At 62.4% G+C, this 12,446-nt stretch carries 8 protein-coding genes; 3 read left to right on the top strand and 5 right to left on the bottom strand.

The genetic code is table 11. The features are described 5' to 3' along the window. Window positions 1-23 precede the first annotated feature (23 nt). Window positions 24-1,280, bottom strand: coding sequence for a glycosyltransferase (locus JFN91_RS15790; RefSeq protein ID WP_199390156.1), 1,257 nt, complete (start codon window positions 1,278-1,280; stop codon window positions 24-26). A gap of 547 nt (window positions 1,281-1,827) precedes the next feature. Between JFN91_RS15790 and JFN91_RS15785 the strand changes: the two genes are divergently transcribed. From JFN91_RS15785 to JFN91_RS15775, 3 genes are read left to right on the top strand one after another with little or no spacing between them, the layout of a single operon-like run. Beyond that, window positions 1,828-2,898 carry a Gfo/Idh/MocA family oxidoreductase gene (locus JFN91_RS15785; RefSeq protein ID WP_199390155.1) on the top strand — a complete coding sequence of 357 codons (1,071 nt, stop codon included), beginning with the start codon at window positions 1,828-1,830 and terminating at the stop codon, window positions 2,896-2,898. Between the two features lie 48 nt (window positions 2,899-2,946). Further along, complete coding sequence (asnB, locus tag JFN91_RS15780) at window positions 2,947-4,830, top strand: asparagine synthase (glutamine-hydrolyzing) (RefSeq protein WP_199390154.1); 1,884 nt, start codon at window positions 2,947-2,949, stop codon at window positions 4,828-4,830. Then, window positions 4,827-6,104 carry an N-acetyl sugar amidotransferase gene (locus JFN91_RS15775; RefSeq protein WP_236015220.1) on the top strand — a complete coding sequence of 426 codons (1,278 nt, stop codon included), beginning with the start codon at window positions 4,827-4,829 and terminating at the stop codon, window positions 6,102-6,104. Before asnB ends, JFN91_RS15775 begins: the two co-directional genes overlap by 4 nt. A 267-nt stretch (window positions 6,105-6,371) precedes the next feature. On the opposite strand, the gene JFN91_RS15770 is transcribed toward JFN91_RS15775, so the two are convergent. The 4 genes from JFN91_RS15770 to JFN91_RS21940 form a co-directional block, all read right to left on the bottom strand. Then, window positions 6,372-8,450 carry an Lcl domain-containing protein gene (locus JFN91_RS15770; RefSeq protein WP_199390153.1) on the bottom strand — a complete coding sequence of 693 codons (2,079 nt, stop codon included), beginning with the start codon at window positions 8,448-8,450 and terminating at the stop codon, window positions 6,372-6,374. Window positions 8,451-8,801: 351 nt separating this feature from the next. Continuing rightward, window positions 8,802-10,022 (bottom strand): tetratricopeptide repeat protein, encoded by a 1,221-nt coding sequence (locus JFN91_RS15765; protein WP_199390152.1) that lies wholly within the window; start codon window positions 10,020-10,022, stop codon window positions 8,802-8,804. Window positions 10,023-10,175: 153 nt separating this feature from the next. Further along, the gene (locus JFN91_RS15760) at window positions 10,176-12,011 is read right to left on the bottom strand and encodes a tetratricopeptide repeat protein (RefSeq protein ID WP_199390151.1); all 1,836 of its coding nucleotides are present in this window, start codon (window positions 12,009-12,011) and stop codon (window positions 10,176-10,178) included. Between the two features lie 254 nt (window positions 12,012-12,265). Beyond that, on the bottom strand, window positions 12,266-12,446 hold a 181-nt coding region (locus tag JFN91_RS21940), incomplete at its 5' end, for a hypothetical protein (protein WP_215907420.1).

Genomic DNA, 12,446 nt, shown 5'->3' with positions numbered 1-12,446 from the left:
CGGGCGCGTGATAACGTGTGCGCTCAGGCGTGCATGGCGTACCGGTCAAAAGTTTGACCGGCAGGGCGGGCGCCCCAGCGCGGGATCCCTGCCGCGCCGGCCAGGATGTCGGAGGAAACCAGCCCCCGTGCCACCAGCTCCGCCAGGTCCGCTTCGGCCGGGAGGCCCCATTTGCGGATCAGCTGGGCGGTCGCGCCCTGCAGTTCGGCGGGAATGGTTTCCCCCGCGGGAAGGTGGTAGCCGGTGCTGAAAAAGTCGGGGTAGTGGTCGCAGCGGCCCGATTCCCCCTGCTCCAGCGCGTCCATGACCCGCTGCATGACCCGCACGTGGTCGTGGTGCGTCTTGAGGTAGGGGACCCCCTCCAGGGCGAGGCCGATGCGCAGGTCCCGGTCGGTGAGGAGCTGGCGCAGCCGCTCCACGATGTTGTCCGGGTTCACGTACCAGAAGGGACGGTCGGCCGGGAACGGCTCGTAGTCGGCGCGGTCGCCGTTCACCACCGCGCAGCCGCAGCCGAGCCCCTCCAGGCTCAGCTTGCCGTGCAGCGGGAAGTACAGTTCGTCGATCAGGACGTCGGCGTTCATCAGCTCCTTGATCACCACGTCGTTGGGGAGCCCCTCCAGCAAGCGGAACTCGTAGCGCACCCCCTGCTGTTTCAGCGTTTCCAGGGCGGCCATGATCACGTCGGTCCCCTTGAGCCAGCTCTTGGAAGGGGCGTGCACCACCACCGGCACCTCCCGCGCCGGGATGTGCTGGCGGTACAGGGAGAGTTCCATGGGGAGGAAAAAGTGATGGTAGGGGCGCACCCCTAGCACCGACTGGTTGGGCTGGGACAGGATGATCTCGCTGTGCAGCTCCGCCATCCTCATGGCGAAGAGCGGGTTGACCACGGGGTCCTCCGGGAAGGGGAGCTTTTCCAGGAACCTGCGCCCGTCCGCGTACCACTGCTTGTAGGCCCCGGTATCCCTCACGTCGCTCCCCACGAAGCAGGAGACGATCTTCTTGCCCGCCCTCTTTATGAAGGGGTAGTCGCTGTGGTTGGGGAGCAGGGTGGTGCGCGCCCACTGGAAGAAGAAGACGTCGTGGGTCCCGATCAGGTAGCCGATGTTGAGCACGTCCTCGATGGTCATGTCCCGGCCGCTGAAGTCGACGTCGTACTCGATGGGCCACCAGCTGTTCTTCTGCCTCACCACCGTGGTCACCTGGTGCCCCAACTGGCGCAGGGCGCCGGCGACCACCGGGATGTTGCCGCCGATCTCGGTGACTCCAATCATTATCCTCATCCTGAACCCCTTTCCGCTGCGGTAGAGCCGCTCCGGGCACCTGATGCCGCCCGTTGGCTCCCAGTCGCTGCAATTATGGCGCCAATGCGTCTTCCCCCGCTGCCGCCCCCGTGCCGGCAGCGTTCCCCTTTGCTGAAGCCGCGTCTGGCCTGCGTCGGCGCCCCCCACCCGGTGCCGGTGCGTCCCTATCCGAGCTCCTGACACGGCAGCCGCAACTTTGACAGGTAACGGGAACGGGGGCGGGTCAAAAAATTGAACGGCACGGTGGGGGCGGCTGCACAGGGGGGAGCGGGGGGGATCGACCCGCCGCAGCCTCCTGCTCCCCGGAGTCGGCGGGGCATGCGGCAAGCGGCCGAGATCTCATGAAAATATGGCAGTGCCCCCGCACGGAGGCCAGGGGTGGCGCAGGGGACGGCAGCCGCTGGCGTGGAGGTTGCAAGTAGGCAGAAGCGGCCGGAGCTTCCGGCCCAAGCGCCCCCGCGATGGAAAGAGTGCTGCAGCGACCCATCGCCCGGGCTAGCCGACACCATGAAAGGAAAGGACGAGCATGAAAAACTTCGCGCTGATCGGCGCCGGCGGCTACATCGCACCGCGCCACATGAAAGCCATCCGCGACACGGGCAACCGCCTCGTTTCCGCGGTGGACAAGTCGGACTCCGTGGGGATCCTGGACAGCTACTCCTTCGACGTTGCCTTCTTTACCGAATTCGAACGCTTCGACCGCCACGCGGAGAAGCTGCGCCGCCTGGGCGACGAGGAGCGCATCCATTACGTCAGCATCTGCTCCCCCAACTACCTGCACGACTCCCACATCCGTTTCGCCCTGCGCATCGGCGCCGATGCCATCTGCGAGAAGCCGCTGGTCCTCAACCCCTGGAACGTCGACGCCCTCAAGGAATTCGAGCAGGAGAGCGGGCGCCGCGTGCACAACATCCTGCAGCTCAGGGTGCATCCCGCCATCATCGCGCTGCGCGACAAGGTGAAGAGCGCTCCCAAGGGGTCGAAACTGGACCTGGAACTCACTTACATCACCTCCCGGGGGAACTGGTATTTCACCTCCTGGAAGGGGGACATCAGCAAGTCCGGTGGGGTCGCCACCAACATCGGGGTGCACTTCTTCGACATGCTCATGTGGATCTTCGGGCCGGTACAGCGCCAGGAGGTGCACCTCTCCGACCCGCGCCGCATGGCGGGGTTCCTTGAGCTGGAAAATGCCCGGGTGCGCTGGTTCCTGTCGGTGGGGCGCGAGGACCTGCCGGAGGAGGCGCTGCGCGCCGGCAAGACGACCTACCGCTCGCTGACCTTGAACGGCGAGGCGTTCGAGTTCTCGGAAGGCTTCACCGACCTGCACACCGAGGTCTACCGCCACATCCTGGACGGAGCGGGGTTCGGCCTCGACGCGGTGCGCCCGGCCATCGACCTGGTGTACCACCTGCGCGAGGCCAAGGCCGCCCCGGCCACGCCGACCCACGGCCACCCCTTCCTGGCCCGCTACGGCGCCATCGTCGCGCCGGCCAAGTCCAGGCAGCGCCCGAGCCTGTTGCAGCTAAAGCTCAAGGAGCGCCTGAAGCAGAAGCAGGGGGAGGAGCAGTCGCTGCAAAAGGCGGGTGGGGAATGATCAGGACGCTCATGACGCAGGGCAGGTTCCCGGCGTTTTGCGACTGACATGTGCGGCATAGCAGGCATAGCAACCCTCGACGGCTCCCCGGTATCGGCGGTCATCCTGAACAGGATGACCGATGCCATCGCCCATCGCGGCCCCGACGGGGAAGGGCATTACGTGTCGGGAGCGGTGGGCCTTGGGCACCGCCGCCTCGCCATCATAGACCTCTCCCCGGCGGGTCAACAGCCCATGCTCTCCCCGGATGGGCGCTTCGCCCTGGTCTACAACGGCGAGATCTACAACTTCCGTGAGCTGCGCTGCGAGCTCGAGCGCCTCGGGCACCGGTTCCATTCCCGCACCGATTCCGAGGTGGTCTTGCACGCCTACGCCGCCTGGGGCGAGGACTGCGTCTCCCGCTTCAACGGCATGTTCGCCTTCGCCGTCTGGGACCGGGAGCTGGGTGAGCTCTTCCTCGCCCGCGACCGCTACGGCATCAAGCCCCTCTACTACACCTTCTGCGGCAACAGCTTCCTGTTCGGCTCGGAGCAGAAGGCCCTGACGGAGTTCCCGGGGCTGCGCCGGGAGGTCGACCTGGAGGCGCTGCTCGAGTACTTCACCTTCCAGAACATCTTCACGGAAAGGACCCTGCTCAAGGGGGTCAGCATCTTCCCCGCCGGGAGCTGGGCCAGGCTCTCCACCCGCCGCCCGTCCCGCGCCCTGGCCCCGGTCCGTTACTGGGACTACGACTTCAGGAAACCCGACCGCCCCATGGGGGAGCAGGAGTACCTGGAGGAGCTGGACCGGCTCTTCTGCCAGGCCGTCAACCGCCAACTGGTGAGCGACGTCGACCTCGGCACCTACCTGAGCGGCGGTATGGACTCCGGCTCCATCACCGCCATAGCTGCCAGCCGGCTTCCCTACATCAAGACCTTCACCTGCGGCTTCGACCTGAGTTCCGCCTCCGGACTCGAGCTCGCCTTCGACGAACGGCAGACGGCCGAGATGATGTCGGCGCTGTTCAAGACCGAGCACTACGAGATGGTGCTCAAGGCCGGGGACATGGAGCGCTGCCTGCCGCAACTCGCCTGGCACCTCGAGGAGCCGCGGGTGGGGCAGAGCTATCCCAACTTCTACGCCGCCAAGCTTTCCTCCCGCTTCGTCAAGGTGGTCCTCTCCGGCGCCGGCGGCGACGAGCTCTTCGGCGGCTACCCCTGGCGCTACTACCGGGCCGCGGTGAACCACAGCTTCGACGACTACACCGACAAGTACTACCGCTACTGGCAGCGGCTCATCCCGGAGTCGGAGCTGGCCCGGGTGTTCCGCCCGGTATGGGATCGGGTGAGCCACGTCTCGTTGCGCGATATCTTCTGCGGCGTCTTTCAAAGGGAGGCCCAGGAGCTCAGGTCGCCGGCCGACTACATCAACTCGTCGCTTTACTTCGAGGCCAAGACCTTCCTGCACGGGCTCCTGGTGGTCGAGGACAAGATCAGCATGGCGCACGGGCTGGAAACGCGGGTCCCCTTCCTGGACAACGACCTGGTCGACTTCGCCCAGCAGATCCCCATCTCCCTGAAGCTGCGCGACCTCTCCTCGGTACTGCGCATGGACGAGAACGACCCGGGCAAGGAGCACAAGTATTTCCAAAAGACCAACGACGGCAAGGTGATCCTGCGCAAGATGATGGAGCGCTACATCCCGGAGAGCGTCACCCGCGCCGAGAAGCAGGGCTTTTCCGCCCCGGACGCCTCCTGGTTCAAGGGGGAGAGCATCGACTACGTGCGCAGGCACCTGCTCAAGGGGTCGCCTCTCATCTACGACTACCTGGACCGGGATGCGGTGCGCAGCCTGGTGGACGATCACCTGAGCGGCCGGCAGAACCGGCGCCTCTTCATCTGGTCGCTGCTCAACGTGGAGCAGTGGCTCCGGCACTACCTGGGAGGAACATGAGCGGGAACATCCTGGCAACGACGCCGCAGGCCTGGTACGAAAGCGACGCGGAGGGGGCGGCACAGACGGAGTCCCTCCCTTTCCGTGCTGGGCGGGCCTCCGGGATGATACTGGACGCGGAGCTGGAGCGGGCGGGGGTGCGGGTCTGCTCGCGCTGCATCTACGACGAGCGGGTCAGCGCCATCAGCTTCGACGAGGAGGGTGTCTGCAACTACTGCCGCCAGATCGACGCCCTCAAGGAGCAGTACGGCACCGGCACCGAGGCGGGGAAGCGGAACTTCGAGGCCATCGTCGAGGACATCGCCCGGGCCGGTCACGGCAAGAGGTATGACTGCGTGATCGGGGTGAGCGGGGGGACCGACTCCTCGTACATGGTCTACCTGGCGAAAGAGATGGGGCTGCGCCCGCTGGCGGTGCACTACGACAACACCTGGAACACGGCCATCTCGACGCAGAACATCCGCAAGGTGCTGAGCGCCCTGGACGTCGACCTCTACACCCACGTGGTGGACAACAAGGAGGCCGACGACATCTTCAGGTCCTTTTTCTACGCCGGCGTGGCGGAGATAGAGGCCTCCACCGACCTGGCGCTGGCCGAAACCATGTACCGGGCCGCCGCCAAGTACGGCATCCGCTACGTCCTGGAGGGGCACTCCTTCGTGACCGAGGGGATCACGCCGGTGGGGCGCAACTACTTCGACGGCCGGTACATCAGCGCCATCCACAGCCGCTTCGGCCGTCGCCCGATGCGCTCCTATCCGCTCATGACCTTCGAGCGCTTCCTGTGGTGGTCCTGCGTGGCGCGCATCAGGAAGATCCGCCCCTTCTGGTATCTCGACTACGGCAAGGAGGAGGCCCGGGCCTTTCTGGAGCGGGAGTACGGCTGGGAATACTACGGCGGGCACCACCTGGAGAACCGCATGACCGCCTTCTTCCACGGTATCTACGCGCCGACGAAATTCGGGGCCGACTTCAGGAACAACACCCTTGCCGCCCTGGCGCGGACGGGGAAGCTGTCGCGCGCCGAGGCCTGGGCGCAGTACAACACCGAGCCCGCGGTGGAGGACGAACTGCTGGCCTACTTCAAGAAGCGGCTCGAGCTGAGCGACGCGGAGTACGACCGGGTCATGGCGCAGCCCCCGAAGTGCTGGCGCGACTACCCGACTTACAAGAGGCGCTTCGAGAGGATGCGGCCGCTGTTCGCCCTTTTGGCCCGGGCGAACCTGGTGCCGATGAGTTTCTACCTGAAGTACTGCTTTCCCGTCTCGGATTGAGCTGCGCTTGCTCCGATGAGCCGCAAGGGGGAGCGACCCCGGAACGAAAACTGCCGCCTCTCCCGGTCAAGGAGAGGCGGCAGTCGTCGTTTTGGGACCCTTCGTCGCGGAAGGCGGGGGGCTGGAAGGGGGTGTCCGACGCGCCGGCGTACTCGTCCGCCGTCGGGTCCATGACCTTGCCGAGGGCGTCGGTGCCGGTGAACTGGAAGGCAAGGTTAACGCCTGTGGCTTATTTTTTACAGCAGTTAAATGTGCTTCATCTTCAGGCTACGGGACCTGCAAGAAGATCGTTCGCCTGTCGACAGTTGTACCGAGGCGGTTGGTTGCGGCAATCTCTATCACATTCTCTCCGTCTCCCAAGGAAAAGACTCCGCTGAAGTTGCCGGAGGGTACGGCGAATTGAACGGGGACTGAAGTTGTTGTGCCGTTGTTGGCTATGCTGATAGTGAGCGTGTCCTTTTTGTTGAGGCCGCCGACATTGCCTGTGATGCTGAGAGAAGCGCTGCTCGTGACAGTACCATCGGCAAGTGTGTTGATAGTGAGCACCGGTCTTTTCGAAGGGCGCCCAGTGACCTTCAGGATCTGTGTTTGCGAGGCTGGATTGTAATTAGCATCTCCGGCCTGCCAGGCAGTTATAGCTGCGGTGCCTCCACCGACGATGTGGATCATGCCTACGGAGATTGTAGCCACGGTGCCATCGCTGCTAGTGTAGGTGACAGCAAGCCCTGAACTCGCGTTAGCGCCCGGATCAAAGTCGGGATCACGAACGGATCTGGTAGCTATTGCGGGAAAAACAATGGTCTGGTTTGCCTTGAGTACCGTCAGCCTCACAGTGGCTGCTGCAACTGTATAGTTGACCGTATCTGCAGGAGTGAAGATAGCGGTCAGCGTATGGAGGCCCGCGTCCAGCACTGTGCCCGACGCAGGTGAGTAGAAAAATGCACCGGCAACGTCAGCCGTGGCGTTGAGTTGTGTTATCGAAAGAGCCGTCCCGTACACGATATCCGCTGGATCGCTCCAAGTGATGGCAGGGGTCGCCTTGACGACATTGATCGTTACTGTTTTTGTAGACGCTTTGTACCTTGCAGTATCGGAAGGTGTAAACGTTACGTTTAGCGTGTGGGTTCCCGCATCAAGCACCGTCCCTGCAACAGGCGTGTAGACGAAGGTCCCTTCCACATCAGCCGTAGCGTTCAGTTGAACCGCAGAAATAGGAGTTCCGTAAACGATATCGTACGGCTCGGCCCAGTTGATAACCGGTGTCGTCAGACCGCCCCCTCCGGCGCGAACTGGCAAGACGTACTGCAATGAGGTTTTAGCAAACCAACTGGTATTAAACGTGCCAGAAGACTTAACCCAAGCTCCGACGGGGTTTTTTACGTATGTACTGGATGACCAGTAATATCCGAGCTGGTAATTGAGGAAGGCGTGATATTTGAAATAGTCCGAATACTGAGCGTGGGAAAGCGTTTGCAGTTCATTAAGATTTGGCAGCCGCCAATCATTGTGCCCAAGATAGTTGGCGTTGTTCAGGGTCTCGATGAAGTCGAGCGCCTGCTGCCAAGTCATCTTGCCGGCGAGTCCGGCATTTTTAGGCCAAACCAGCCCAGTCAAATTGTCGAGCAGGGTCAAGTCCGCTGGATTTGCCAGACTGTTATCGGTAAAACGCGGCTCCGGCCATTCGATTCCCATTCGCAAGTTGGCATCTTCAGTGCCGCTACATGGCCGCCAGGAACCATCACTCCCCGTACAGGTCTCTTTACCTGTTTCAGGCAGAGCCACAACACCGGGCTTCACACCGCGCACAAACCAGGCATAGCTGTATAGGTTATTGGCGATGCCGCCATCAGCCATGTTTACCATCACAGATGGGGAGGTTGATGTACGGTAAGGCTGATTAAGAACGTTGGTGAAGCCCTGCGACATCAACCATTGGGACTGGTCCGGTGCCCCCATGTTGAGAAGGCTTTTGAGCTCGTTTATGTTTGGCAGACGCCAATCGCTGTACCCTAAGTAGCTGATGTTGTTGTAGAATGCTGCGGTATCCAACGCTGTTTGCCAAGTAAATGTCCCAACTATGACGCCATTGGCAGCTTTGTCATAGTTCCCTTTATAGGCGTTTTTTTCCCACATCAATCCTGTCAGGTTGTCCGTGATGGTCTGGTCGCCGTTGTCGGTAAAGCGCGGATTAGGCCAAGCCACGCCCGTTTGTATAGCACCGTCATCCCCTGCCGCATAGCTTGTGACTTGCCCGGTCTGAGGGATCTCAACAGTGCCCGCTTGTGCGTGAAGTGGAAGCAACAAGGTCAACGTCAGTAGTAAAAACAGGGAAGTTTTGTGGATCATGATCAGGTGCCTCCTTGTGAGACGATGACTGCGTGTTGCAGCGAATAAGGTAGTGACAGGCCGAGGAACGACTGGACCAAAACAGAAGTTGACGCATCTCTGTCGGCAATTCGTATGCCACCAGGCTCAATGATTAAAAAACAGCAGGTTGTGTTCTTGGAGGTGGTGATTCAAGGGGCAGTCACTACAGGAATGTGCAAATATTGAACAGCTGGATTGTTCAGCTAATGCGCACAAGGAAGCGGCGATTGAAATGGGAAGTTTTCCGAGGGGGGGAAGGCAAGGGGGGGGAAATAAAAAGGCGCCTGTCCAGGGACCGACGCCTCTTGGGCGGTTGCAGTGTATTTGCCCTTAGAAGGGGGTGGGGGCTTCGTAATCCCACTCGTCGGCAGTCGGGTCGATCGTCTTTCCCGTCACGTCCTTTCCTGAAAATTTGAAGACCATGTGGGCAGCGTCGATGGTGGCGTTGTTCGTGTCGTTCTGGCTGAGCATGAAGGTGACCGTCGCGCTCTGTGCATCAGCATCGTAGCTCACCGTCATAGGGTTTTGCGGGATATACGCTTCGGTGGGGAGCACAGGCTGCAGGTTGTTGTAGTACCCCGCCGCACCGCCGCTTGCCTTGGTGATGGTCCAGTTGTTTACGTCCTGCACCGATTCGCGATCCATTTTCGAATCGAAGTAGAAGGTCATGCTGAAGGCCTTGGATGCGTTGGGGGTCGAGAGGTTGACGACGTCCAGCAACATGAGCTGGTAGGGGTCGTAACCGACCAGGGGCGGGTCTGGCGCTTTCTGCAAGATCGGCAAGAAGGTGTCCAGTTCGCCGCCGCCTCCAGCGACCATCTTGGGTTTCGCTATGGTCCTCTCCAGCAGTGCTCCCTGTGTCGCATCGAGCCTGCTCAGGGTGTCGACTTCGTCCTGCGCGCTGGTTGTGTCCCCGAGCCCCGCGTAGGCTACGCCGAGCTCGAAGTGAGCCGCTGCCATCTTGGGCCTCAGTTTGATGGCCTGGGTGAGCTGCTTCACGGCGTCCTGGAATTTCCCTTCCTTGTTGTAGGTCGCTCCGAGGCTGTAGTAGGGGTTGGGGTCGCTGGGAGCCATCTTGGAGACCTTCTTGAACTGGGCCTCCGCCTCCGGCAGCCGGTTGGTCTGCAGGTAGAGCTGTCCCAGCGTGTAGGGTGCCAGGGTGTCCGAGGGGTTGAGGCGGGCGGCGTCCTTGAACTCCTTCTCGGCCAGGTTGTATTTCTTCTGCTGCAGGTAGATGTTGCCCAGGTTGGTGTGCACCGAGTCCTGGGTCGGGTCGATGGTGAGGGAGGTCTTGTAGGTCTTGATGGCATCGTCGTACTTCTTCTGGGCCAGGTAGGCGTTGGCCAGGTAGTTGTACGACTGCGAGTTGGTCGGGTCGAGGGAGATGGCGCGCTTGAACTCGCTGGCGGCGCGGGCGTAGTCCTTCTTCTGGAAGAACCCGGCACCGGTGGCCATGGCGCCGTTCGCCGCCTGGGCCTTCATGCTGTCCTGCGAGGTCAGCGTGTCGAACATGTCGCCCAGGTAGTCCCAGGCTGTCTTCTGGGTTGCCATAACATCCTCCGCGCTAGATACTCATTAGCCGCCTGTCGCGTATCGGCATCCGGGCTGAAAACTTTAGTGAAATCTGCAATAGTGAACGAAAACACCCGGTTGCGCGTGCAGGCCGACCGGGCGTTTTGTCGCTTGGTAGATGCGCCTGCCTCCCTAGGAGTTGGCGGCCTGCTTCAGGGTGTCCAGGCACTCGCGGGCGTCGCGGTTCCAGGGCTCCAGGTGGATCACCTTGCCGTAGAAGGTCTCGGCCTCCTGCGGCCGGTCCAGGATGGTGCAGATCTTGCCGAGGCTCATCAGCGTCTCGACGTTCTTGGGCTCCTTCCTGAGCTGGTCCAGGTAGATGTTGATGGCGCCGTCCACGTCGTACCCCTCGACGAAGTAGAAGTCGGCCAGGTTCTTCTGGAAGGTGTTGTTGCCGGGAGCCAGTTCAGCCGCTTTTTCGTAGTTGCGGCGGGCGGTGTCGTTGTCGCCGTGTTGATAGGCGAGCACCGCGAGATCGTTGTAGGCCGGTGCGAAATCGGGATAGAGTGCCACGATGCCCCGCAACGTCTGCTCGGCCCCGGCCAGGTCCCCACGGTTCACCAGTTCCTGCGACTTCAGGTAGTGGTCTTCAGCTGTCAAATCGTCCTCCTCTTCCTCGGCGGCTGTCGCCGGTGTTGTGGCTGCCGCCGGTGCAGCCGGTGCCGTCGGCGCGGTCGCTGCCGTCGGTGCGGTCGCTGGGGAAGCGTTTTGCCTCAGTTCGGAGAGCCGCTCGCGCACCGTCATGTTGGACGGCTCGATCTCGAGCGCCCGCTGCAGGAACGACTCGGCGGCGTCCGGCTGGCCGACGCCTTCGCAGATGATGCCGAGGTTCAGCAGGGTTTCCACGTCGCGCGGCGCCCTCTCCAGCAGTTTCAGGTAGATGTTGATCGCCTCGTCGGTCTGCCCCTTCTCGACGTAGAGGAGGTCGGCCAGGTTCTTCAGGTAGACGTCCTCGTCCGGCTCCAGGGCCACCGCCTCGCGGTAATGGGCCAGGGCCTGATCGGTGTCCCCGAGTTGGTAGCTCACGGCGGCGAGGTCGTTGTGGGCCACGGCGTGGTCAGGGTAGTTGGCGAGGTGCTGCCGCAGCACTGCCGCTGCCTGCTCGAAGTCGTCGCCGGAGAGCTGCGGGCTCAGGGCGGCGTAGGCGTCTTCCGCGCTCGGCAAGCCGACCCGCTCCGGCATCGGCCTGGGGGCCGGGTCGCTCTGCCGCGGCGACGCAACCGGCTGCGCGGCGGGGGGAGCGCTCTGTACCTCCACCGGTTGCGGAGCCTGTTGGGGAGCCGATTGCGGGACGGCGGCGATCAGTCTCAAGCCGGTGAAGTCAGCGATGTGCTGGATGCGGAAGCGCTGCACCACGTTGAGCAGGAACTCGCGCAGCCCGTGGTTCGGATACCCTTCCGGCAGGAAGCCCACGCTGTCGTGCACCTCCCTGCGCCAGAGCAGGTGTGGGGCCACTTCGGAGAGTTGGGATAGTTGCTGCGGGGTGTAGTCAGGCCAGATTACCTTGCCGTAGCTGGTGTGGTTGGCGAAGGTCTCGTGGGGGATGGCGGTGAAGCAGGTGTCGCCGTACGCCAGCATCACCTCCGGGGCCGTTTCCAGGCTTGCCACCAACTGTTGGTACGCGTCGCGCCGCATGCGGTCAGTCGCGTCCACGATGGTCAGGTATCTGCCGGCAGCCATTCTGAGGGCCATGTTGACCGCTTTGCCCGCGGACGTGGCAGCAACGCGCAGCAGCGACAAGTTGCCGTAACGCTTCTGCAGGTCTGCGGCCACGGCCCATTCGCACTCATCCGATCCCTGGTCCACCAGGATCACTTCCATCCGGTCCGCTATCGTTTGCTCCATCAGTGCCGTGAGGCATTCCCTCAGGTGGGACTCCCGGTTGCGGGTGACGATGATAGCTGAGACGAGCGGTCCTTGGTCCACGACGGCGAGCGGGGCGCTGGGGCGGGTAACTATCTGGCTCATTGAGTTCTCCATTGTGCGGTGGTGTGACGGCTTTGGTCGCTCCCTTGACGGTTCGGGAGGGGCGTGGAGTCCGACCTGGTTAGGAGAAGCAACTGGCATGCCAGAAGAATCGCCCCCCGTCGGAGGGATCTGGTGCCCGCGCCAAGAGGCGCAGGACGCGGGTCTTGGCTGAACCCCGCGCAGGAAGTGGGTGGCGGGCGGAGGAATTAGCGTGCCCTGTCAAATTCTTGAAAAGGCGCCGGTCGCCTCCATGGTCAATTATCCGACAGTTGCCTTTCAGGATCATCTTTGTCGTCGCCAGTACGGTTTACGCCGAACGCCGAACGCCGAACGCCGAATGCCGAACGTAGAACGTAGATGTTGAGTGCCACGACATCGTGGACAGATTTTGATGCCAGGACATCGTGGACACTCGTTCCCTCAACGTAATTTGTA

It is taken from the genome of Geomonas anaerohicana (assembly GCF_016458305.1).
Lineage (GTDB): Bacteria > Desulfobacterota > Desulfuromonadia > Geobacterales > Geobacteraceae > Geomonas > Geomonas anaerohicana.
This window is presented reverse-complemented; position numbering and strand designations above follow the sequence as displayed.